Source organism: Nocardioides sp. Arc9.136, assembly GCF_030506255.1.
GTDB lineage: Bacteria > Actinomycetota > Actinomycetes > Propionibacteriales > Nocardioidaceae > Nocardioides.
In genome coordinates, this window is sequence record NZ_CP113431.1 from 3111525 (window position 1) to 3131836 (window position 20312).

Below are 20312 nucleotides of genomic sequence, written 5' to 3' on the forward strand. Positions count from 1 at the left end.
GTGGCCCAGGGGCGGCGGGACCGCCCTCAGGCGGCCTCCGCCGCCTCGGGGACGGGCGCGGTGTCGGCGGCGGCCGAGGGCCGTCCCGGCAGCGCGAGCCGGCAGATCTTCCGGGCGACGCTGAACAGCTGCTTGCCGAGCGGGCCGGTGTTGTACGGGAGCTCGTAGCGCTCGCAGATCTCCTGGACCTCCTCGGCGATCTCGGGGTAGCGCCGGGCGGGCAGGTCGGGGAAGAGGTGGTGCTCGATCTGGTGGCTGAGGTTGCCGGTCATCAGGTGGAAGAGCTTGCCGCCGGTGATGTTGGCCGAGCCGAGGAGCTGGCGGAAGTACCACTGGCCGCGGCTCTCGTCCTCGCACTCCTCCTGGGAGAAGGTCGCGACGCCGGCCGGGAAGTGACCGCAGAAGATGATGTTGAACGCCCAGACGTTGCGGACCAGGTTGGCCGTGGCGTTGCCGGCGAAGGTGAGCGGGAACAGCGGACCGGTCAGCGCCGGGAAGAGCAGGTAGTCCTTGACCGCCTGGCGCCTGACCTTGCGCATGATCCCGGCGTGCAGAGCCTTGTTCTCCGAGACCTTGCGCTTGCCGGCGACGAGGTTCTCCACCTCGAGGTCGTGCATCGCCACGCCCCACTCGAAGAACACCATCAGCAGGAACGCGTAGAGCGGGTTGCCGAGGTAGTAGGGGTGCCAAGGCTGGTCCTCGTCCATCCGCAGGACGCCGTACCCGATGTCGCGGTCCTTGCCGAGGATGTTGGTGTAGGTGTGGTGGATGTAGTTGTGGCTGTTCTTCCACTGCTCGCTGGGGCAGACGTTGTCCCACTCGTACATCCGCGAGTTCAGCCCCGGGTCGCCCATCCAGTCGTACTGGCCGTGCATGACGTTGTGGCCGATCTCCATGTTGTCGAGGATCTTGGAGACGCTCAGCGACGCCACGGCCAGCGGCCAGGTGGGCGGCAGGTAGAACAGCGCACGGCCGGCGACCTCGAAGGCGCGCTGGGCCTTCACGACGTTGCGGATGTACGCCGCGTCGGCCTCGCCGAGGTCGGCCAGGACGCGCTGGCGGATGGCGTCCATCTCCTCGCCGAACGTCTCGAGCTGCTCGGGGGTGAGCCGGCCGGGGGTCGTGGCGGTGCCCGCGGGGGCGCCGGTCGGGTCGTCCGGGGTCGTGCTGGGGGCGTTCAGGGTGGTGGTCATCGGGTGGTCCTTCCTCACAGGTCGACGGTGCAGTCGCCGACGGGGGCGGAGACGCAGATGCGGATGTCCTCGTCCGGCAGCGAGGACTGCTCGCCGGTCAGGACGTTGCGGACGGTCCCCTCGCTCTTGCGGGAGACGCAGGAGAAGCAGATGCCCATCCGGCAGCCGGACTCGGGCTGCAGGCCGAGCGCCTCGGCCTGGTCGAGCAGGGTGTCGCCGGTGTTGGCGCCGGAGGCCCCGGAGCGGCTGAAGACGACGTCGCCCTCGGCCGCGTCGGAGCCGGCGGCCCGCGGCGGCTTGAAGTACTCCAGGCGCAGGGCCGGCGAGTCGTCGTAGCACCGCTGGACGGCCTCGATGAGCGGCGCCGGGCCGCAGGCCCAGGTGGGCACGTCGCGGTAGCCGGGCACCAGCCGCTCGAGGTACGCCGGCGACAGCGCCGGGTCGCCGAGCTCGGGGTGCAGGAGCCGGACGTCGATGCCGTGGCCCGACCGCCGGATCTCGTCGAGCTCGGTGGCGAAGATCTGGTGCTCGGGGCTCTGGGCGTAGTGCAGGAACGTCACGTGGCCGCGGTGGGTGCGGCGCTGGAGCGAACGCAGCATCGACATGACGGGCGTGATGCCGGAGCCGCCGGAGACCAGCAGGATCCGCTCCGGCACCGCGTCGGGCAGGACGAACTCGCCCTGCGCCTGGGAGAGGTGGACCGTCGTGCCGGGCCGGGCCTGCTCGACGAGGTGGCGGGAGACCACGCCGTCGGGGTTGGCCCGCAGCGTGATCGTGAAGCGGTCCCCGGGGCGGCTGTCGGGGCTGGAGATGGTGAAGACCCGCGTGGTGCGGCGTGCACCGTCGACCTCCACGCCGACCTGCACGTGCTGCCCGGCGCGGTGGCCGCGCCAGGTCGAGGTCGGCTGGAGGGTGATCGTGGCGACCGGCGGGTGGCCGGGGACGTCGACCTCGCGGTGGACGTCGACGACCCGGGCGCGGACCTCGTGGGCCGCCCACATCGGGTTGACCAGCTCGAGGTAGCGGTCGACGCCGTGGGGCGAGGTGAGCGCGGCGAGCGTGCGGCTGCGCAGGACGGAGGTGGCGATCCCCATGGGCTGCTCCTTCGTGGCGGCACTGGTTCGGTGAACGACTGTGCACCCACACTGTGCCGAGTGTCAGGGCGCAGGGTCAAGGCGGCTGCCGGGTGAGGGTGCACACACGTCCACCATCGATGTGACGGCGGCTACGATGAGGGGATGACCGAGACCAGGGTCGAGCGCAAGGAGCGCACCCGCCGCGCGATCCTGGATGCCGCGTTGACGCTGTGCGAGGACAGCTCGTTGGTCGCGTTGTCGCTGCGTCAGGTCGCCAAGGAGGTCGGGATCGTGCCGACGGCCTTCTACCGGCACTTCGACTCGATCGAGGCGCTGGGACTGGCTCTCGTCGACGAGTCGTTCGTCTCGCTGCGGGCGATGCTGCGCGACGTGCGCCGCGCCGACGCCGCGACCGGCGGGTTCGCCGGCATCGTGGACTCCTCGGTCAGCATCCTGGTCGAGCACGTCCACCAGCAGCGCCAGCACTTCCTCTTCATCGCGCGCGAGCGGGCGGCCGGCCCGCCGTCGGTGCGCGCGGCGATCCGCCACGAGATCGAGCTCTGCGAGCGCGAGCTGGCCACCGACCTCGCCCGCTTCCCCGGCACCGACCAGTGGTCCGGCGAGGACCTGCGGGTGCTCTCCAACCTCATCGTCACCGCGATGGTGGCCACCGCGGAGGCGATCCTCGGCGCCGCGGGACGGCCCGATGCCGAGCGCCAGCTCGCCGAGACCGCCCGCACCCAGCTACGGATGGTGCTCGTCGGCGCCCTGCAGTGGCGCTCGGAGCCCTGAGCGGGCCGGTCAGCCCACGTAGCGGAGCATGAAGTCGCGCTCGGGGTCCTTCTCCGGCGGGCTGTCGGGCGGGACCACGGTCTGCTGCGAGGTCACGGTGTCCTCGAGCCGCACGGGCGCGGGCAGCCGGCGGTAGCGGCCGGGGCCGCCGTCGGTGCCGGCGGTCCTGCTGGTGCTGGTGGTCCGGGTGCTGGTCATGAGGGCCTCCTGGACCGAGTGTGCCAGCGTCAGCGCGGCTTGACGACCACCTCGGGCACGACCGCGTCCTCGGGCAGGTCGAGCACGTGCAGGACCAGGTCGACCACGGTCGAGGGACGGATCCAGGCGGCGGCGTCGTACTCCTTGCCCTCCTGGCGGTGCACCTCCTCCTGCATCGGCGTGGCGGTCCGCCCGGGGAAGACCGACGTGACCCGCAGGCCGGCGCCCGCCTCCTCGGCCCGCAGCGCGTCGGCGAACCCGCGCAGGCCGTGCTTGGAGGCGGCGTACGCCGACCACTGCGGGTTGGCGACCAGGCCAGCGCCGGAGTTGACGAGCACGATCGTGCCTCGGGCGGCCCGCAGGGCGGGCAGCGCGAGCCGGGTCAGCACGGCAGGGGCGACGAGGTTGACCGCCACGGTCTCCAGCCAGGCCTGGGTGGACAGCTCGCCGACGGCGCCCAGCTCGACGACGCCGGCCGCGTGGACGACCGAGTCCAGCCGGTCGGGCAGCTCGAGCGCATCGAGCGCGGCGGGGTCGGCCAGGTCGGCGACGAGCACGCTGGCGCCGGCGTACGCCGCGGCGAGGTCCTCGGCCCGGCCGGCCGACCGGGCCAGCAGCACCAGGCGATCCCCGCGGTCGTGCAGGCGGCGGGCGAGCTCGGCACCGATGCCGGAGCCGGCGCCGGTGACGAGGTGGGTGCGGGCGGTCGTCGGGGTAGGCATCGGCTCAGTCATGGAGGGTGAACACCACTTTTCCGAACAGGTCTCCCCCGGCCATCGCCTCGAACCCGGCGCGGGCCTCGCGCATCGGCAGCACCCGGTCGACGAGCGGGCGCACCCCGGTGGCGTCCAGCATCTGCACCAGCGCGGCCAGCTCGTTGCGGGTGCCCATCGTGGAGCCCACGACCCGCAGCTGGCGGTAGAAGATCCGGGTCAGCTCGGCGTCGTCGGGCTGGGCACCGGAGGTGGTCCCCGAGACGACGATGACGCCACCGGGACGCAGCGAGCGCACCGAGTGCGACCACGTGGCCCGGCCGACGGTCTCCATCACCGCGTCGACCTTCACCGGCAGCCGCTCGCCGGAGGGGTACGCCTCGTGCGCCCCGATCTCGAGCGCCCGCTCGCGCTTGGCCTCGTCGCGGCTCGTCACCAGCACCCGCAGGCCCGCGGCGCTCGCGAGCATGACCAGCGCGGTCGACACCCCGCCGCCGGCGCCCTGCACGAGCACGGTCTGGCCGGGGCGGCAGCCCCCCTGGGTGAAGAGCATCCGGTACGCCGTGAGCCAGGCCGACGGCAGGCACGCCGCCTCCTCGAAGCTCAGCGAGGGGGGCTTGGGGACCAGGTTGCGCCGGGGCACGACGACCGTCTCGGCGAAGGTCCCCCAGTGCCGCTCGGAGAGGATCGCGCGGTCGGGGTCGAGCGTCTCGTCGTCGGCGACGCCGGGGTCGCCGATGACCGCGTGGACGACGACCTCGTTGCCCTCCTCGTCGACCCCCGCCCCGTCGCACCCGAGGACCATCGGGAGGGCCTCGGCCTTGATGCCGACCCCCCGCAGGGTCCACAGGTCGTGGTGGTTGAGCGCGGCGGCGCGGATCCGCACCGCCGCCCACCCCTCGGGCACCTGCGGGCTCGGCCGCTCCCCCACCACGAGGGCGGAGAGCGGGTCGTCGGGGGCGAAGCGGTCGGCGTAGACGGCGAGCACGGCGGCCCGGTTCCCCTCTCGGCGGCGGCTCAGCGGCCGGCTGGTGCGGACGTGGTCAGCGGCGCGCCACGCCGTCGCGGCGGGCCGCCTCGGCGACGGCGGCCGAGACCGCCGGGCCGACGCGGTCGTCGAACGGCGAGGGGATGATGTAGTCCTCGGCGAGGTCGTCGCCGACCAGGCCGGCCAGCGCGTCGGCCGCCGCGAGCTTCATGCCCTCGGTAATCGCGGTCGCGCGCACGTCGAAGGTGCCGCGGAAGATCCCTGGGAAGGCCAGCACGTTGTTGATCTGGTTCGGGAAGTCCGAGCGGCCCGTGGCCACCACGCGGGCGTGGCGGTGGGCGACCTCGGGGAGCACCTCGGGCGTGGGGTTGGCCAGGCCGAAGATGATGGCGTCGTCGGCCATCGTCGCGACGTGCTCCTCGGGCACCGTGCCGCCGGAGACCCCGATGTAGACGTCCGCGCCTACGAGGACGTCGGCCAGGGACCCCGAGCGGCCCGTGTTGTCGGCGGTCAGCTCGGCGACGACGCGCTTGACCGGCGTGAGGTCGTCGCGGTCGGAGCTGAGCACGCCCTTGCGGTCGGTGACCGCGAGGTCGGTGATCCCGGCCTCGAGGAGGATCCGGGCCACGGCGACACCGGCCGCGCCGGCGCCGGAGATGACGACGCGCGTGCCGGCCGGGGTGCGGCCGGTCAGGCGCAGCGCGTTCTTGAGGGCCGCGAGCGCGACCACGGCCGTGCCGTGCTGGTCGTCGTGGAACACCGGGATGTCGAGGCGCTCCTTGAGCCGGTCCTCGATCTCGAAGCAGCGCGGCGCGGAGATGTCCTCGAGGTTGATGCCGCCGAAGCTCGGCGCGAGCCGGGCGACGGTCTCGATGATCTCCTCGGTGTCGGTGGTGTCGAGGCAGATCGGCACGGCGTCGACGCCGCCGAACTGCTTGAACAGCACCGCCTTGCCCTCCATCACCGGCATCGCGGCCGCCGGGCCGATGTCGCCGAGGCCGAGGACGGCGGTGCCGTCGGTGACGACCGCGACCGTGTTCGGGACCCACGTGTAGTGCTGGGTCATCGAGGGGTCCTCGGCGATGGCCGTGCAGACGCGGGCGACCCCGGGGGTGTACGCCATCGACAGCTCCTCGGCGCCCGCCAGCGAGACCGTGGAGACCGTCTCGAGCTTCCCGCCTACGTGCAGGTCGAAGACCGGGTCCCCGGCGAGGGGGTGGTCGGGGGCTGCGGCCTGCGGTGCCTCGGGAGCGTCGGTCGTCTCGTGCGGTGTCGCCATGGTCGGCCACTCTGGCACAGCCGGGGACGGCGGTCCGTGCTGTCCATCATGGTGTGGATCACAGCAGCCGCGGGCGGGGCCAGAGCCGCGCGCGGACGACCGCCACGACGGCCTCCTCGGCCACCGGCCCGCGGTGGCGCGAGTCGATCCCGCGGTCCGGGGCGTCGCTCAGCAGCCACCACCCCGGGCGGCCCGCCGCCGTCGTACGGCGCTCGACGGCCCGCTTGACCGCGACCGTCCCGTCGGGGAACCGGGCGACCACCAGCCGACCCGGTCGCGGGAGCGCGCCGTACACGACCAGGAGCCGGTCGCCGGGTGCCAGCGTGGGCCGCATCGATTCCCCCGAGACGTGCGCGAGGCCGATCCTGGGCACTGGTCGGGAGCCGCGGCGACCTGCTCGTGCGTCACGTGACACGCGGAGTAGTGTCGCAGGCGGACCAGGGTCCACCCGGTGGACCCACCCCGATCAACGCCACAGCTCAATCTCCACGAGCCACCCATCTGAGAGGACGGCAATGTTCGCGCGACTCTTCGCCCCCACCATCGAGGTCTCGGCCCACTGCGACCTGCCGTGCGGCGTCTACGACCCCGCCCAGGCCCGCATCGAGGCCGAGTCCATCAAGGCCATCATCGGCAAGGTCGCCGACAACGACGACCCCGACTTCCGCACCCGCGCCATCCTCATCAAGGAGGAGCGCTCCCAGCTGGTCAAGCACCACCTGACCGTGCTGTGGACCGACTACTTCAAGGCGCCGCACTTCGAGAAGTACCCGCAGCTGCACATGCTGGTCAACGAGGCGTGCAAGCTGGCCAGCGGCACCGGCACCAAGGCGGTCTTCGACGCGGAGAAGGCCGACCAGCTGCTCGCGAAGATCGACGAGATCGCCGAGATCTTCTGGGAGACCAAGCGGGCCTAAGGAACGAGGGCCAGCTTGGTCTCCATCGACGACTGAGCGTGCGAAGTCGTCGTGACAAGAAGGCCTGAGGCTCGCCAGCACGGCTGTTTGCGGGGCCGGTCACCGGGGAAGCACCCGGTGGCCGGCCCCGACCACTATGGTCAGCCCGACGGCCCCAGGGAAGAAGGACGAACCACATGTCTGTCACGGCCAGCGGTCCCGACCAGGACCGTGCCGACGTCGAGCTGCGGATCCCCGCCGACGGCGCCTACGTCTCGGTGCTTCGGACCACCACCGCCGGCCTCGCCGCGCGCCTGGACTTCACCATCGACGACATCGAGGACCTGCGGATCGCGGTCGGCGAGGCGAGCGCGATGGTCCTGCCCGAGGCCGACCCGGACTCCGAGCTGCTGTGCCGCTTCTGGCTGCACCCGGGCCGGATGACGGTGTCGGTGAGCGTGGCCTCCGCGGCCCCCGCCGCCCCCGACGAGGACAGCTTCGCCTGGCAGGTCCTCACGACGCTGGCCTCGAGCGCGTCGGTGCAGTCGGCCGACGGCCGGTTCGGCGTCACCATGACCATGAAGGCACTCGACCTCGGGACCGACCTCGAAGCAGCGCTCGGAGCCGGTCTCTGACCATGGACGGCTCGCGCACGCAGGAGGTACCGGAGGCGGAGGCACCGCTGACCGGTGTCGAGCTGACCCGTCAGCGCAGTGCCGAGCTGTTCCGCGACCTGCACGACGCCGACGTGCCCCAGCACGTCCGCGACGGCGCGCGTGACGACCTCGTCCACCTGCACCTGCCGCTCGTCGAGCACTGCGCGCGCCGGTTCCGCAACCGCGGCGAGCCGTTCGAGGACCTCGTCCAGGTCGGCACGATCGGGCTGATCAAGTCCGTCGACCGCTTCGACACCGACCGCGGCGTGGAGTTCTCGACGTACGCCACCCCGACCATCATCGGCGAGATCAAGCGCTACTTCCGCGACAAGGGCTGGGCGATCCGGGTCCCGCGCCGGCTGCAGGAGCTGCGCATGCAGATCGGCTCGGCGACGGCCGAGCTCACCCAGTCCCTGGGCCGCTCCCCCACCCCGCGCGAGCTCGCCGAGGCGATCGGCTGCACGGTCGAGGAGATCATCGAGGGCATCGAGTCCAGCAACGCCTACTCGACGCTGTCGCTCGACGCCAGCGACGACTCCGAGGACGGCGCCGCCTCGATGCTCGACGCGATCGGCGTGGACGACGCCGGCCTCGAGCACGTCGAGATCCGCGAGTCGATCAAGCCGCTGCTGGACCGCCTGGACCCGCGGGAGAAGAAGATCCTCCTGCTCCGGTTCTTCAAGAACATGACCCAGTCGCAGATCGCCGAGGAGATCGGCGTCTCCCAGATGCACGTCTCCCGGTTGCTCAACCGGACCCTGGTGCAGCTGCGCGCCTCGCTTGAGCAGGCGGACTAGACCGCCCGACGCCCGCGGGCGCTCACTCCGAGCGGGTCGGGTCGTCGGTGAGGACGGCCGTGCTGGCCGGGTGGAAGATGCCCGCGAGCACGACCGCGGCGACCACCGCGAGGCCCACCGCGAGCAGCGTGGTGTCGCCGCCCCGGAAGGACCAGGCCACCCCCAGCGCGATCAGCTGGGCGAGGACGGCGGGGCTGCGGGACCACGTCGCGTGCCGCTGCAGCCCGCGGGCGCAGACCAGCAGCGCCGCGCCGCAGAGCGCGAAGAACGCCGTGGTGGTGACGTTCATGGTGACCCGCTCGGGCGAGAGGTGGACCACCTCGGCGAGGGCCAGCAAGACCAGGACCGCCCCCTCGACCGCGGTCAGGGAGGCGGCGACGACCAGCGGCGCCGGGTTCTGCTCGGGCGCGGCGCCGGGGGCGGTATCGAGGTGGTCGCTCGGGGGCACCGGTCGAGGGTAGCCGGGCCCGACAGGCGGGACCCGGACCGGCACGAGGGGCGCCCGGGCGGGACGCTTGTGACGGAAGAGACCATCGCAAACGCTTGTATAACGTTCCAAAGATTGCCAGGCTGGACACTCGCTCGCCGAACGCGTTCAAACGCCGTGCCCCCGCGCGCGAGCCCCGCAGGCCTGAGCTGCCCCTTGCCTGCACGTACGTAGTAGAGAGTAGGGATTCCCCAGCCATGGATTGGCGCCACCGTTCCGCCTGCCTCGACGAGGACCCGGAACTGTTCTTCCCGATCGGCAACACCGGTCCGGCCATTCTCCAGATCGAGGAGGCCAAGCAGGTGTGCCGACGCTGCGAGGTGCGCGAGCAGTGCCTCGCGTGGGCGCTCGAGGCCGGTCAGGACCACGGGGTCTGGGGCGGCCTCAGCGAGGACGAGCGTCGCGCCCTCAAGCGCCGCAACGCCCGGGCCCGCGTCCGCACCGCCTGACCGCAGCCACCTCCCTCACCCGAGAGGTACGTCGACAGCCGCCCGCGTCCCGCGCCCGCCCGGCACCGGACCGAGCTCGAGCTGACCGCCGAGCTCGGACTCGACCAGCGTGCGCACGATCGAGAGCCCGAGGTTCGTCGACCCGTCGAGGTCGAACCCCTCCGGCAGGCCGCGCCCGTCGTCGTCCACGGTGAGGTGGAGGCGGCCGACCAGGCGACGCACCGTCACGGTGATCGTGCCGCCCGCACCGTCGTGGCCGACGTCGGTGAGGTCCGCCGGCACCGCGGGCTCGACGGACTGGTCGACCTCGTAGCCGTGCTCCACGGCGTTCTGCAGCACCTCGGTCAGCACCATCGCCAGGGCGGTGGCCGACTCCGAGGGCAGCGTGCCGAACCCGCCGTCGCGCACGACCCGGACCCGTCCGCCGACCGCGCTGACCTCGGTCACCATCGAGCCGAGGCGGTCGGCGATCTCGTCGAAGTCGACGTTCTCCTCCACCGCCTGGCTCAGCGTCTCGTGGACGATCGCGATCGAGCCCACCCGGCGCACCGCCTCCTCCAGGGCCAGCTTGGCCGCCTCGGAGTCGATGCGCCGCGCCTGCAGCCGCAGCAGCGCGGCGACGGTCTGCAGGTTGTTCTTCACCCGGTGGTGGATCTCGCGGATCGTGGCGTCCTTGGTGACCAGCTCCCGGTCGCGCCGCCGCAGGTCGGTGACGTCGCGGACCAGCACGAGCGCGCCGATGTGCGTGCCCTCCGGTCGCAGCGGGATCGCGCGCACGATCAGCGAGACGGTGTCGGTGCCGATCTCGGTGTCGCGGTGCGCCCGGCCACCCAGCACCGCGCTGAGCGTCTCCTCGTCGGGCCGGCGCCGCGGCGGGACCAGCTCGCGGGTCAGGTCGGCCAGGGAGAGCCCGGCGAGGTCGCCGGAGAGGCCGAGCCGGCGGTACACCGAGAGCGCGTTGGGGCTCGCGTAGACCACGTGCCCCCGGGCGTCGACGCGCAGGAAGCCGTCGCCGACGCGCGGTGAGTCCGCGTGGTCGCTGCGCTGGCCCGGCCCGGGGAACCAGCCCTGCGCGATCATCTGGGTCAGGTCCGCGGCGGTCTGCAGGTAGGAGAGCTCCAGGCGGCTGGGGGTCCGGACACCGAGCAGGTTGGTGTTGCGCGCGACCACTGCGATCACCCGGTCCGCGCGGCGCACGGGGATGGTCTCCACGCGCACCGGCACGTCGTCGCGCCACTCGGGGTCGCCCTCGCGGACGAGCCGCCCCTCGGCGTACGCCGCGTCGAGGAGGGGGCGCCGTCCCGCGGGCACGAACGTGCCGACCACGTCGTCGACGTACGCCGTCGGTCCGGTGGTCGGCCGCATCTGGCCGCCGGCCCAGAACCCCGCCCCGGACCGGTCGGGCAGCCACAGCACCAGGTCGGCGAAGGAGAGGTCCGCGATGATCTGCCAGTCGGCCTGCAGCAGCTGCAGCCAGGCGACGTCCTCGTCGCTCAGGTCGGTGTGGCTGCGCACCAGGTCGGGGAGGGTCGGCACCTCCGTGACCCTACCGACGCCGACCTGCGGCTCCCCCGAGGCCCGCGCGGGCTCGGTCTACGCGTCGGTCCCTGGCAGGATGGGCGCCATGTCGGGGCAGTACTGGAAGCAGGTCCACGCCCGCGGTCTCGCGGTCCCCGAGGACCGGCCGCTGGGCGACCTGACCGCCGAGCTCACCGCGATGCTGGGCGAGACCGACCCCGAGCTCCGCGACGGCACCGCCTTCCCGGCGCTGTCGACGTGGATCGGCCGCGGCGTGTACGACGACCTGCTGGTCGGGCTGGGCGACGGCATGGCCGCCGGCCTGCGGACCGGGCTCGGCGAGACCGGCACCGACACCGTCTTCCGCCGCAGCTGGTCGGCCCGTGTGATCGCGGAGTGCCTCGAGCGCGACAACGCCCGCGGGCTGGTCTCGACCGGGACGGTCCTCGATTGGGGCGACCGGATCGCGACCTGGCTGCTGCGCGAGCAGGACACCCGCGGCTTCGTGCCCGGCAAGGGCTGGGCGCTCGCCGTCGGCCACGGCGCCGACGCGCTCGCCGCGCTGGCCCGCTCCCCCCACCTGGGCACGCCGGAGCTGACCGTCGTGCTCGACGTGGTCGCGGACCGGGTGCTGCAGCCGGTCGACAGCCTCTTCGTCAACGGCGAGCCAGACCGCCTGGCGGCCGCCACCATGGCGGTGCTCCGGCGCGACGAGGTGCCGCTGCAGGTGCTGGAGCCCTGGATCGCGCGGCTCGCCGCCGGCGCGACCGGCCGGGCGACGTACGACGACCGCGACCCGCACCTGGCCGGCGGCAACGCCGAGGCGTTCCTCCGCGCGCTGCACCTCCAGCTCGCCCTCGGCTCCCGGCCGCCCGCCGTCCGGTCCGACCTCCTCCTCGTCGTCGTGGACGCGCTGCGGCACACGAACCCGTGGCTGTCGCCGACGGGCGCTTCGGCCCCCGTGTGACGTGCGTTGCACATAGCCTTCGGGCATGACCGACGCCGCGACGCCCGACACCGCTGAGACCTGGCCCGACCTGACGGCCGACACCCCCGTGCCGGAGGGCCACGTGCGCGGCCACGCCGGTGAGCTGGCCGTGGCGGTGGCGCAGGCCCACGGCGTGGAGACGATGTTCACGCTGTCGGGGGCCCACGTGTTCCCGCTCTACGACGGCGCGGTCAAGGCCGGGACGCCGATGCGGCTGCTGGACGTCCGGCACGAGCAGACCGCCGCGTTCGCCGCCGAGGCGACCGGCAAGCTGACCCGCGTCCCGGGCCTGGCCGTCCTGACCGCGGGCCCGGGCGTCACCAACGGCGTCAGCGCGATCGCGCAGGCCCAGTTCGCCGGCTCGCCCATGGTGGTCGTCGGCGGCCGCGCCCCGCAGAACCGCTGGGGCAGCGGCAGCCTGCAGGAGCTCGACCAGCCGCCGATCGTCGCGTCGGTCTCCAAGGAGGCCCGCACGCTGATGACCGCCGCGGACGTCGCCCCCGGCCTGGACCGGGCGTTCCGCGCCGCCGGCTCCTCCCACCGCGGCCCGGTCTTCGTCGACGTGCCGATGGACGAGCTCTTCGCGCAGGCGACCGTGCCCGCGGCCACGGCGGGCGTGCTGCCACGCGGCGCCGAGCCCGACAGCGAGGCCGTCGGCCGGATCGCGGGCCTGCTCGCCGACGCCTCCCGCCCGGTGCTCGTCCTGGGCACCGACGTGTGGGCCGACCGCGCCGAGGAGGCCGCGCTGCGCCTCGTGGAGTCCGCCGGCATCCCGACCCTGACCAACGGCATGGGCCGCGGCGTCGTGCCCGGCGGTCACCCGCTGCTGGTCACCAAGGCCCGCAGCCAGGCCCTCAAGGAGGCCGACCTGGTGGTCGTGGTCGGCACGCCGCTGGACTTCCGGCTCTCCTACGGCGTCTTCGGCGACGCGCTGGTCGTCCACGTCGCCGACTCCCCCGGCCAGCTCTCCGCCCACGCGAACCTCGCCGCGTCCGTCGCCGGCGACCTGACCACCGCCCTGGACGGCATCCTCGCCGACCTCGAGCGCTCGCCGCGGCGACCGGACTGGTCGGCGTGGACCAGCACGCTGCAGGACACCGTGCGGGCCGGCGTCGAGCGCGACCGGGCGCTGCTCACCGCGGAGGCCGACCCGATCCACCCCGCCCGGATCTACGGGGAGCTGGTGCCCCGGCTCGCCGAGGACGCCGTGGTGATCGGCGACGGCGGCGACTTCGTCAGCTTCGCCGGCAAGTTCGTCGAGCCCAAGCGGCCCGGCGGGTGGCTCGACCCGGGTCCGTACGGCTGCCTGGGCGCCGGCCTCGGCGCGGCGATCGCCGCCCGCATCGCCCGCCCGTCGGCCCAGGTCGTGCTGCTGCTCGGCGACGGCGCGGCCGGCTTCTCCCTGATGGACGTCGACACGCTGGTCCGCCACGGCCTGCCGGTCGTGATGGTCATGGGCAACAACTCCGCGTGGGGCCTGGAGAAGGGCCCCATGCAGATGCTCTACGGCTACGACGTGGTCGCCGACCTCGCGCCGCGCACGGCGTACGACGAGGTGGTCAAGGCGCTCGGCGGCGCCGGCGAGACCGTCACCGACCCGCGCCAGGTGGGACCGGCGCTGGACCGCGCGTTCGCCGCGGACGTGCCCTACCTCGTCAACGTCATCACCGACGTCGACGCGACCTACCCGCGCAGCACCTTCGGGATCTGATGCTGCTGCGACGAGCCGTCCCCGGCGACCTCGAGCAGGTCGGGCGCATCACCGTCGCGGCGTACGCCGGCTTCGTCCTGGGCGAGGACGACCCGTACGTCGCGCGGCTGCGCGACGCCGCCCGCCGCGACCGCGAGGCCGAGCTGTGGGTGGCCGCCGACGACGACGGCACCGTCCTCGGGTCGGTCACGGTCTGCCCGCCGGGGTCCCCGTGGCGGGAGGTGTCCCGCGAGGGCGAGGGCGAGTTCCGCATGCTCGCCGTCGACCCGGCCGCGCAGGGCCGCGGCGTGGGCATCGCCCTGGTCGACCTGGTGCTCGAGCGGTTCCGCGCCGACGGTGCCCGCGCGGTGGTGATGTCGAGCCTGCCGGAGATGACCGGCGCGCACCGGCTCTACGGTCGGCGCGGGTTCACCCGCCTGCCCGACCGGGACTTCTCCCCCGTGCCCGACGTCCACCTGCTCGCCTTCGGAAGGGACCTCTGAGATGGACACCACCCCCAGCGCCTCGACCTCGACGTCGGCCACGCTGCACTTCACGGTGACCGACGACGACACGGCGCTCGCCGTCGGCTCCGGCTCGCTGCCGGTCCTCGGGACCCCCCGGCTGCTCGCCTGGTGCGAGGCCGCCACGTGCGCCGCGGTCGAGCCGTCGCTGGCCGACGGCGAGACGTCGGTCGGCACCCGGGTCACCCTCGAGCACCAGGGCGCCAGCCCGGTCGGCCGCCTGGTGGAGGTCACCGCCACCACCTCGTACGCCGACGGGCGGCTGCGCCGGTTCAGCGTGGCCGCCCGCCACGTGGAGGTGGGACCGGAGGGCCCGGTGCCCGGCAAGGTGGTCGCCACGGGCGAGGTCACCCGGGTCGTCGTGGACGCCGAGCGGTTCCTGGGGCGGATTTCGCCTGCCCCGGCCGATCTGGGAGACTGATCGTTGGCCCCTCGGGGCGACGTACATCGATCCCCAGGAGGACACCATGGGCAAGACCGGCCGCAAGCGCCGCGCTCGCAAGAAGAAGGGCGCGAACCACGGCAAGCGCCCCAACGCCTGAGCGCTGCCACACAGCACTGGACCCCCGAGCCGAACGGCCGGGGGTCCTTGCTTTGGTGCGGTTGGTGCGGTTGGTGCGGGGCGCCGGGCCTCAGCCCTCGGTGATCCGCACCTGCACCTCGCGGATGCGGAGCATGACGCGCTCGCGCAGCTCGCTCGGCGCCGGCTCGGAGCAGGAGCGGGCGACGACCTGCTTGACGGTGCGCTGGAGGTCGTACTTCTCCAGGCACGGGTTGCAGGTGTCGAGGTGGACCCGGACGGCGGCGCAGTCGGCCTCCGCGAGCTCGTTGTCGATGAAGTACACGATCTGCTCGAGGTAGTCCGCACACTCCTGCGGGTCCACGTGGTCGTGGCTGCGGCCCGGCTCGCTCATCGCTTGCCCCCGTCGCGGCCGACGGTCAGCAGGTCGTTGGCCCGGACGTGGTCCGAGAGCATGTCGCGCAGCTGGCGACGTCCGCGGTGCAACCGCGACATGACGGTGCCGATGGGCGTGTCCATGATCTCGGCGATCTCCTTGTACGCGAACCCCTCGACGTCGGCGAGGTAGACGGCGAGCCGGAACTCCTCGGGCAGGCGCTGCAGGGCGTCCTTGACCTGAGAGTCGGGCAGGTGCTCGAGCGCCTCCATCTCCGCGGACTTCAGGCCGGTCGACGTGTGCGACTCGGCCCGGGCGAGCTGCCAGTCCTCGACGTCCTCGGACATCGACTGCTGCGGCTGGCGCTGCTTCTTGCGGTAGGTGTTGATGAAGGTGTTGGTGAGGATCCGGTACAGCCAGGCCTTGAGGTTGGTGCCCGGCTTGAACTGGTGGAAGGAGGAGTACGCCTTGGCGAACGTCTCCTGCACGAGGTCCTCGGCGTCGGCCGGGTTGCGCGTCATGCGCATCGCGGCGGAGTAGAGCTGGTCGAGGAACGGCAGCGCGTCGCGCTCGAAGCGCAGCGAGCGCTCCTCGTCGGTCTCGGAGGCGACGTCGACCGGGTCGGCGGTCGCGGCCTCCAGCGGGTCAGTGACGGAGTCAGTCATCGTCGTCCAGGGTACCCGCGCGGCGGGCCCGGCAGTCCCGAGAGGCTCGACCACCGGCACCAGGATCGGAGGGCGTTCCATGAGTGCGGTCACGCCGGTCAGAACACCTCACCCCGGGTGCTTGTTCCCGGTCACCTCACGCACCAGCCACTCCAGGGTGCACTCGACGAGCAGGTCCATCGCCTCGGCCGTGGAGAGCGGCCCCGCGGCCGCCACCCCGAACCCGTGGTCGGCGCCCGGGACGACCGTCATCTCGACGTCCTCGGGGAACTCCTCGGGCCGGCCCATGGCGTCGCGCTCCCCCTGGACCACCAGGGTGGGCAGCCGGGCGCCGCGCAGCTCCTCGAGCCGCGACTTCTCCGGCTTGCCCGGGGGGTGCAGCGGGAAGGCGAGCGCCAGGCAGGCGACGGCGCCCAGGCGCCGGCCGCACCGCACCGCCGACCGCGCGCCCGCCGAGCGGCCACCGACGACCAGCGGGGTCCGCACCCGCAGCCGGTCCGAGGCCGCGACCAGCCCCTCGTCGAGGATCCGCGGCGCCGGTGCGATCCGGCGACCCGCGACCTTCCACGGCTGCTCGAGGCGGACGACGGTGAAGCCCTGCCGCGGCAGGTGCGTGGCCAGCGCGGTCAGGTCCGGCCCGTCGATGCCGCCGCCCGCGCCGTGGCCGAGCAGCAGGGTGCCGACCGGTCGGGGCGCGCGGTCGGTGACCAGTCGGGCCGGGCCGTGCGGGGTGTCGACGACGCGCTCGCTGCGGGTCACTCGACGACCTCCTCCAGCGGCAGCGGCTCGACGAGGCTCGGGCCGTTGTTGCGCACGTTGCTGACCTCGCGGGAGACCGGGAACGCCTCCAGGGCACCCGGCGCGGCCGGCACCAGCAGGTCGAGCAGCGTCCCCTGCGACGCGGTCGGGTCCAGCCAGGCCGACCACCGGTCGCGCTCGACCATCAGCGGCATCCGGTCGTGGATGTGGCCCAGCTCGTCCTCGGCGTCGGTGGTGATCACCGTGCAGCTCCACAGGAAGCGGTCGGGGTCGTCGTCGGGCCGCGCGGGGTCCCGCCAGATCTCGTAGAGCCCGGCCATCGCCAGCGAGCCGCCGTCGCGCGGTCGGATGAAGAAGGGCTGCTTGAGCGGCTTGCCCGCCTTCGTCGTCTGCTGGGTGGGGTACCACTCGAAGTAGCCGTCGGCCGGCAGCAGGCAGCGCCGCTTGGCGAAGGCGCGCTTGTACGCCGGCTTCTCCGCCACCGTCTCCATCCGGGCGTTGATCATCCGGTTGCCGATCGAGGCGTCCTTCGCCCAGGACGGCACCAGCCCCCAGCGGACCACGCGCAGCTGCCGCTCGGGGCCGTCCTGACCGGGGTCGTGCTGCTCGGGGTCGTGCTGCTCGGAGCGCTCGGCGTGCTCCTTCGACGGCGGCCGCTCGACCACGGCGTACACGTCCTTGGTGGGCGCCACGTTGTAGTCGGGCTCGAGCGGCTCGGCGATCCGCAGGACGTCGACCTCGAACTCCTCGACGAGGTCCTCGGCCCGGCGGCTGGAGGCGTAGCGACCGCACATGCGACGCAGCCTAGTGCCGCCTCGACTCCGGTCCCGTCGCGCACGGCGTCGTGTACCGGGGCGACCGAGCGGGTATCGAGGCGGCATGTCCCTCAGCCGACTCGTCGCCCGTCCCATGCTCGCCTCGGTCTTCGTGGTGGGTGCCGCCAACGCCCTGAAGAACAGCGGTGCGCTCGCCGCCAAGGCCGAGCCGGTCACCGACACCCTGGTCGGGACGATCAAGAAGGCCGTCCCGCAGGCGCCCCTGCCCGACGACCCGCAGACGCTGGTCCGGATCAACGCCGCCGTCCAGATCGCCGCGGCCGCCGCGCTCGCGACCGGCCGCGCGCCCCGCACCTCCGCCGCCGTGCTCGCCGCGTCGCTCGCGCCGACGACGCTCGCCGGCCACCGGTTCTGGGAGGCCGACGACCAGGCCACGAAGACCCAGCAGCAGCTCCACTTCTTCAAGAACCTCTCGGTGCTCGGCGGGCTCCTCATCGCCGCCGGCGACACCGAGGGCCGACCGGGCGTCGCCTGGCGCGCGCGCCGGGTCGCCAAGGACGCCCGCCGGGAGGCCCGGCACCTCGCCGTCTCCGCCCGCCAGGAGGCCAAGCTGGTGAAGGCGAAGGTGGCCTGAACGGCGCCGATAGAGTGCGGCGCGTGACCGAGCCCGCGCGCCCCGCCGTCGAGGACCCCTGGCCCGCGCCGCGCGCACGGGGGCCGGTCCGCGCGACCGTCACGCTACCCGGCAGCAAGTCACTCACCAACCGCGCGCTGGTGCTGGCCGCCGTGGCCGACGGCCCCTCGGTCGTGCGCCGCGCCCTGCGCTCGCGCGACACCACGCTGATGGCCGCGGCCCTCACCTCGCTGGGCGCGCACGTCGACACCTCCGGCGAGGACTGGGCCGTCACGCCCGGACCGCTGGCCGGCGGTGCACGGGTCGACTGCGGCCTGGCCGGCACCGTGATGCGCTTCGTGCCCCCCGTCGCCGGCCTCGCGTCGGGGGCCGTGGCGTTCGACGGCGACCCCCACATGCGCAAGCGCCCGGTCGGCGAGGTGCTCGGCGCGCTGCGCGGCCTCGGCATCGACGTCGAGGGCGACGCCCTGCCGTTCACGGTCCGCGGCACCGGCTCCGTCCCGGGCGGCACCGTCGTGGTCGACGCCTCGGCCTCCTCGCAGTTCATCTCGGCGCTGCTCCTGGCCGGCGCCCGCTACGACCGTGGCGTCGAGGTGCGGCACGAGGGCGCACCGGTCCCCTCGCTCCCGCACATCGACATGACCGTCGCGATGCTGCGCGACCACGGCGTCGAGGTCGACGACGCCGAGCCCGACCGCTGGGCGGTCGCGCCCGGTCCCGTGCGCGCAGTCGACCACGTCATCGAGCCGGACCTGTCCAACGCCGCACCGTTCCTGGCGCTGGCGGCGGTCTCCGGTGGCACGGTGACCGTCCGCGACTGGCCCCGCAGCACCACCCAGGCCGGGGACGCGCTGCGCGGCATCCTCGCCGCGATGGGGTGCACCGTCGCGCTCACCGACGACGGCCTCTCGGTGACCGGACCCGACCGGCTCCTCGGTGTCGACCTGGACCTGCACGACGTCGGCGAGCTGGCCCCCGCCGTGGCCGCCCTGTGCGCGGTGGCCTCGACCCCCTCGCACCTGCGCGGCATCGCCCACATCCGCGGGCACGAGACCGACCGGCTCGCCGCGCTCGCGACCGAGCTGGGCCGCCTCGGCGCCGACGTCACCGAGCACCCCGACGGCCTCGAGCTGCGTCCCGCGCCCCTGCACGGCGGCGTGTTCCGCACCTACGCCGACCACCGGATGGCCCACGCCGGCGTGGTCGTGGGCGCCGCCGTCGACGGCGTCCTCGTCGAGGACGTCGCCACCACCGGGAAGACCTTCCCCGACTTCGCCGGCTTCTGGGCCGGGCTGCTCGGCTGAGGACGCGATGTCGGGTCGCTACTACGAGCACGACCAGGAGCACTACGAGCGGCCGCGCCGCCACACCCGGCCGCGGACCAAGGAGCGCCCGTCGTACGACGACGCGGTGGACGCGGTCGTCGTCACCGTCGACCGCGGGCGGTTCACCCTGCTCGTCGACGGCGCCACGGTGATGGCGATGAAGGCGCGTCCGCTGGGCCGCAAGGGCGTGGTGGTCGGCGACCGGGTCCGGGTGGTCGGCGACACGAGCGGCGCGCCGGGCTCGCTGGCGCGGATCGTCGAGGTCCGCGAGCGCGAGACCGTGCTGCGGCGCACCGCCGACGACGACGACCCGGTCGAGCGGGTGATCGTCAGCAACGCCTCGCAGCTGGTCGTGGTGGCCGCCCTGGCCGACCCCGAGCCGCGCCCGCGGCTGATCGACCGGGCGCTCGTCGCGGCGTACGACGCCGGGATGCAGCCGCTGCTGTGCCTGACCAAGTCCGACCTGCGCGACCCGGAGTCGCTGCTGGTGACCTACCGCTCGCTCGGCGTGCCCTGGGTGGTCACCCGGCGCGGCGACGACCTCACCGAGGTGCGCGCCCGGCTCGAGGGCCGCACCAGCGTGCTGGTCGGCCACAGCGGGGTCGGCAAGTCCACCCTGGTCAACGCGCTGGTGCCCGAGGCCCACCGGGAGGTCGGCCACGTCAACGCGGTGACCGGTCGCGGCCGGCACACCTCGACCTCGGCGTACATGCTCCCGCTGCCCGGCGACCGGGGCGGCTGGATCATCGACACCCCCGGCATCCGCTCCTTCGGCCTGGCCCACGTCGAGCCCGAGCACCTGATCGAGGCGTTCCCCGACCTCGACGAGATGACCGAGGACTGCCCCCGCGGGTGCACCCACGGCGAGGACGAGCCGGAGTGCGGGCTCGACGACGCGGTCGCCGCCGGCCAGGCCGATCCCGAGCGGGTGCAGTCCTTCCGCCGCCTGCTCGCCGCGCGGAGCACTGGTCCGGACTACTGAGCTCCCCCCGGTTTGCCCGCCTCCCCCTCGG

The 20312-nt window shown here is 73.6% G+C and carries 25 protein-coding genes; 12 read left to right on the top strand and 13 right to left on the bottom strand.

Going from position 1 to position 20312, the window contains the following annotated elements:
* Positions 1-26: 26 nt before the first annotated feature.
* Positions 27-1193: an acyl-CoA desaturase gene (locus tag OSR43_RS15095; protein WP_302267437.1), complete on the bottom strand. Its 1167-nt coding sequence runs from the start codon at positions 1191-1193 to the stop codon at positions 27-29.
* A gap of 14 nt (positions 1194-1207) precedes the next feature.
* Positions 1208-2287 carry a ferredoxin reductase gene (locus tag OSR43_RS15100; RefSeq protein WP_302267438.1) on the bottom strand — a complete coding sequence of 360 codons (1080 nt, stop codon included), beginning with the start codon at positions 2285-2287 and terminating at the stop codon, positions 1208-1210.
* Between the two features lie 144 nt (positions 2288-2431).
* On the opposite strand from OSR43_RS15100, the gene OSR43_RS15105 reads away from it, so the two are divergent.
* A complete protein-coding gene (locus OSR43_RS15105) occupies positions 2432-3061 on the top strand; it encodes a TetR family transcriptional regulator (protein WP_302267439.1) in 630 nt (209 codons plus the stop codon).
* A gap of 9 nt (positions 3062-3070) precedes the next feature.
* On the opposite strand, the gene OSR43_RS15110 is transcribed toward OSR43_RS15105, so the two are convergent.
* The 5 genes from OSR43_RS15110 to OSR43_RS15130 are packed head-to-tail and all read right to left on the bottom strand — an operon-like array spanning position 3071 to position 6654.
* Complete coding sequence (locus tag OSR43_RS15110) at positions 3071-3259, bottom strand: hypothetical protein (RefSeq protein ID WP_302267440.1); 189 nt, start codon at positions 3257-3259, stop codon at positions 3071-3073.
* 29 nt (positions 3260-3288) lie between these two features.
* On the bottom strand, positions 3289-3981 hold the full coding sequence (locus OSR43_RS15115; protein WP_302267441.1) for an SDR family oxidoreductase: 693 nt from the start codon (positions 3979-3981) through the stop codon (positions 3289-3291).
* Positions 3982-3985: 4 nt separating this feature from the next.
* Positions 3986-4960, bottom strand: coding sequence for a zinc-binding dehydrogenase (locus OSR43_RS15120; RefSeq protein WP_302267442.1), 975 nt, complete (start codon positions 4958-4960; stop codon positions 3986-3988).
* A 55-nt stretch (positions 4961-5015) separates the two neighbouring features.
* Complete coding sequence (locus OSR43_RS15125) at positions 5016-6239, bottom strand: NADP-dependent malic enzyme (protein WP_302267443.1); 1224 nt, start codon at positions 6237-6239, stop codon at positions 5016-5018.
* A gap of 58 nt (positions 6240-6297) precedes the next feature.
* Positions 6298-6654 carry a S24/S26 family peptidase gene (locus OSR43_RS15130; protein ID WP_367891499.1) on the bottom strand — a complete coding sequence of 119 codons (357 nt, stop codon included), beginning with the start codon at positions 6652-6654 and terminating at the stop codon, positions 6298-6300.
* Positions 6655-6754: 100 nt separating this feature from the next.
* Between OSR43_RS15130 and sodN the strand changes: the two genes are divergently transcribed.
* The 3 genes from sodN to OSR43_RS15145 all read left to right on the top strand — a co-directional run bounded on the left by sodN (position 6755) and on the right by OSR43_RS15145 (position 8588).
* A complete protein-coding gene (gene sodN / locus OSR43_RS15135; protein WP_302267445.1) occupies positions 6755-7156 on the top strand; it encodes a superoxide dismutase, Ni in 402 nt (133 codons plus the stop codon).
* A gap of 176 nt (positions 7157-7332) precedes the next feature.
* On the top strand, positions 7333-7770 hold the full coding sequence (locus tag OSR43_RS15140; protein WP_302267446.1) for an anti-sigma factor: 438 nt from the start codon (positions 7333-7335) through the stop codon (positions 7768-7770).
* A gap of 2 nt (positions 7771-7772) precedes the next feature.
* Complete coding sequence (locus tag OSR43_RS15145; protein WP_302267447.1) at positions 7773-8588, top strand: RNA polymerase sigma factor SigF; 816 nt, start codon at positions 7773-7775, stop codon at positions 8586-8588.
* A gap of 22 nt (positions 8589-8610) precedes the next feature.
* On the opposite strand, the gene OSR43_RS15150 is transcribed toward OSR43_RS15145, so the two are convergent.
* A complete protein-coding gene (locus OSR43_RS15150; RefSeq protein WP_302267448.1) occupies positions 8611-9036 on the bottom strand; it encodes a hypothetical protein in 426 nt (141 codons plus the stop codon).
* Between the two features lie 236 nt (positions 9037-9272).
* Here OSR43_RS15150 and OSR43_RS15155 point away from each other — a divergent pair, with 236 nt between their 5' ends.
* The gene (locus tag OSR43_RS15155; RefSeq protein ID WP_011755173.1) at positions 9273-9524 is read left to right on the top strand and encodes a WhiB family transcriptional regulator; all 252 of its coding nucleotides are present in this window, start codon (positions 9273-9275) and stop codon (positions 9522-9524) included.
* A 15-nt stretch (positions 9525-9539) separates the two neighbouring features.
* On the opposite strand, the gene OSR43_RS15160 is transcribed toward OSR43_RS15155, so the two are convergent.
* Positions 9540-11060: a sensor histidine kinase gene (locus OSR43_RS15160; protein WP_302267450.1), complete on the bottom strand. Its 1521-nt coding sequence runs from the start codon at positions 11058-11060 to the stop codon at positions 9540-9542.
* 88 nt (positions 11061-11148) lie between these two features.
* Here OSR43_RS15160 and OSR43_RS15165 point away from each other — a divergent pair, with 88 nt between their 5' ends.
* From OSR43_RS15165 to OSR43_RS15180, 4 genes are read left to right on the top strand one after another with little or no spacing between them, the layout of a single operon-like run.
* Positions 11149-12009 carry a DUF2785 domain-containing protein gene (locus tag OSR43_RS15165; RefSeq protein WP_302267451.1) on the top strand — a complete coding sequence of 287 codons (861 nt, stop codon included), beginning with the start codon at positions 11149-11151 and terminating at the stop codon, positions 12007-12009.
* Between the two features lie 25 nt (positions 12010-12034).
* Complete coding sequence (locus OSR43_RS15170; RefSeq protein ID WP_302267452.1) at positions 12035-13741, top strand: acetolactate synthase; 1707 nt, start codon at positions 12035-12037, stop codon at positions 13739-13741.
* Entirely contained in the window at positions 13741-14223 is a 483-nt protein-coding gene (locus OSR43_RS15175; protein WP_302267454.1) for a GNAT family N-acetyltransferase, read from the top strand. The genes OSR43_RS15170 and OSR43_RS15175 overlap by 1 nt, the downstream gene beginning before the upstream one ends.
* Before the next feature lies 1 nt (position 14224).
* On the top strand, positions 14225-14665 hold the full coding sequence (locus OSR43_RS15180; protein ID WP_302267455.1) for a thioesterase family protein: 441 nt from the start codon (positions 14225-14227) through the stop codon (positions 14663-14665).
* Positions 14666-14876: 211 nt separating this feature from the next.
* Here OSR43_RS15180 and rsrA read toward each other — a convergent pair whose 3' ends face one another.
* The 4 genes from rsrA to OSR43_RS15200 form a co-directional block, all read right to left on the bottom strand.
* Positions 14877-15158, bottom strand: a complete 282-nt coding sequence (gene rsrA, locus OSR43_RS15185) for a mycothiol system anti-sigma-R factor (RefSeq protein WP_302267456.1) — start codon at positions 15156-15158, stop codon at positions 14877-14879.
* On the bottom strand, positions 15155-15805 hold the full coding sequence (locus OSR43_RS15190) for a sigma-70 family RNA polymerase sigma factor (protein ID WP_302267457.1): 651 nt from the start codon (positions 15803-15805) through the stop codon (positions 15155-15157). The genes rsrA and OSR43_RS15190 overlap by 4 nt, the downstream gene beginning before the upstream one ends.
* A gap of 108 nt (positions 15806-15913) precedes the next feature.
* Entirely contained in the window at positions 15914-16564 is a 651-nt protein-coding gene (locus tag OSR43_RS15195) for an alpha/beta family hydrolase (protein ID WP_302267458.1), read from the bottom strand.
* Complete coding sequence (locus tag OSR43_RS15200; protein WP_302267460.1) at positions 16561-17358, bottom strand: SOS response-associated peptidase; 798 nt, start codon at positions 17356-17358, stop codon at positions 16561-16563. Before OSR43_RS15200 ends, OSR43_RS15195 begins: the two co-directional genes overlap by 4 nt.
* Positions 17359-17443: 85 nt before the next feature.
* Here OSR43_RS15200 and OSR43_RS15205 point away from each other — a divergent pair, with 85 nt between their 5' ends.
* The 3 genes from OSR43_RS15205 to rsgA are packed head-to-tail and all read left to right on the top strand — an operon-like array spanning position 17444 to position 20281.
* Positions 17444-17974 (top strand): DoxX family membrane protein, encoded by a 531-nt coding sequence (locus OSR43_RS15205; protein WP_302267461.1) that lies wholly within the window; start codon positions 17444-17446, stop codon positions 17972-17974.
* A gap of 23 nt (positions 17975-17997) precedes the next feature.
* A complete protein-coding gene (gene aroA / locus OSR43_RS15210) occupies positions 17998-19278 on the top strand; it encodes a 3-phosphoshikimate 1-carboxyvinyltransferase (protein ID WP_302267462.1) in 1281 nt (426 codons plus the stop codon).
* A 7-nt stretch (positions 19279-19285) separates the two neighbouring features.
* Positions 19286-20281: a ribosome small subunit-dependent GTPase A gene (rsgA, locus tag OSR43_RS15215; protein WP_302267463.1), complete on the top strand. Its 996-nt coding sequence runs from the start codon at positions 19286-19288 to the stop codon at positions 20279-20281.
* The last annotated feature ends 31 nt before the right edge of the window (positions 20282-20312 follow it).

Coding starts and splice junctions, on each gene's coding strand:
- OSR43_RS15200 (WP_302267460.1), bottom strand. CDS start 17,358: ATGTGCGGTCGCTACGCCTCCAGCCGCCGGGCCGAGGACCTCGTCGAG.
- OSR43_RS15110 (WP_302267440.1), bottom strand. CDS start 3,259: ATGACCAGCACCCGGACCACCAGCACCAGCAGGACCGCCGGCACCGAC.
- OSR43_RS15165 (WP_302267451.1), top strand. CDS start 11,149: ATGTCGGGGCAGTACTGGAAGCAGGTCCACGCCCGCGGTCTCGCGGTC.
- OSR43_RS15190 (WP_302267457.1), bottom strand. CDS start 15,805: ATGACTGACTCCGTCACTGACCCGCTGGAGGCCGCGACCGCCGACCCG.
- OSR43_RS15170 (WP_302267452.1), top strand. CDS start 12,035: ATGACCGACGCCGCGACGCCCGACACCGCTGAGACCTGGCCCGACCTG.
- OSR43_RS15205 (WP_302267461.1), top strand. CDS start 17,444: ATGTCCCTCAGCCGACTCGTCGCCCGTCCCATGCTCGCCTCGGTCTTC.
- OSR43_RS15155 (WP_011755173.1), top strand. CDS start 9,273: ATGGATTGGCGCCACCGTTCCGCCTGCCTCGACGAGGACCCGGAACTG.
- OSR43_RS15105 (WP_302267439.1), top strand. CDS start 2,432: ATGACCGAGACCAGGGTCGAGCGCAAGGAGCGCACCCGCCGCGCGATC.
- rsrA (WP_302267456.1), bottom strand. CDS start 15,158: ATGAGCGAGCCGGGCCGCAGCCACGACCACGTGGACCCGCAGGAGTGT.
- OSR43_RS15125 (WP_302267443.1), bottom strand. CDS start 6,239: ATGGCGACACCGCACGAGACGACCGACGCTCCCGAGGCACCGCAGGCC.
- OSR43_RS15140 (WP_302267446.1), top strand. CDS start 7,333: ATGTCTGTCACGGCCAGCGGTCCCGACCAGGACCGTGCCGACGTCGAG.
- OSR43_RS15115 (WP_302267441.1), bottom strand. CDS start 3,981: ATGCCTACCCCGACGACCGCCCGCACCCACCTCGTCACCGGCGCCGGC.
- sodN (WP_302267445.1), top strand. CDS start 6,755: ATGTTCGCGCGACTCTTCGCCCCCACCATCGAGGTCTCGGCCCACTGC.
- OSR43_RS15145 (WP_302267447.1), top strand. CDS start 7,773: ATGGACGGCTCGCGCACGCAGGAGGTACCGGAGGCGGAGGCACCGCTG.
- rsgA (WP_302267463.1), top strand. CDS start 19,286: ATGTCGGGTCGCTACTACGAGCACGACCAGGAGCACTACGAGCGGCCG.
- OSR43_RS15100 (WP_302267438.1), bottom strand. CDS start 2,287: ATGGGGATCGCCACCTCCGTCCTGCGCAGCCGCACGCTCGCCGCGCTC.
- OSR43_RS15175 (WP_302267454.1), top strand. CDS start 13,741: ATGCTGCTGCGACGAGCCGTCCCCGGCGACCTCGAGCAGGTCGGGCGC.
- OSR43_RS15095 (WP_302267437.1), bottom strand. CDS start 1,193: ATGACCACCACCCTGAACGCCCCCAGCACGACCCCGGACGACCCGACC.
- OSR43_RS15180 (WP_302267455.1), top strand. CDS start 14,225: ATGGACACCACCCCCAGCGCCTCGACCTCGACGTCGGCCACGCTGCAC.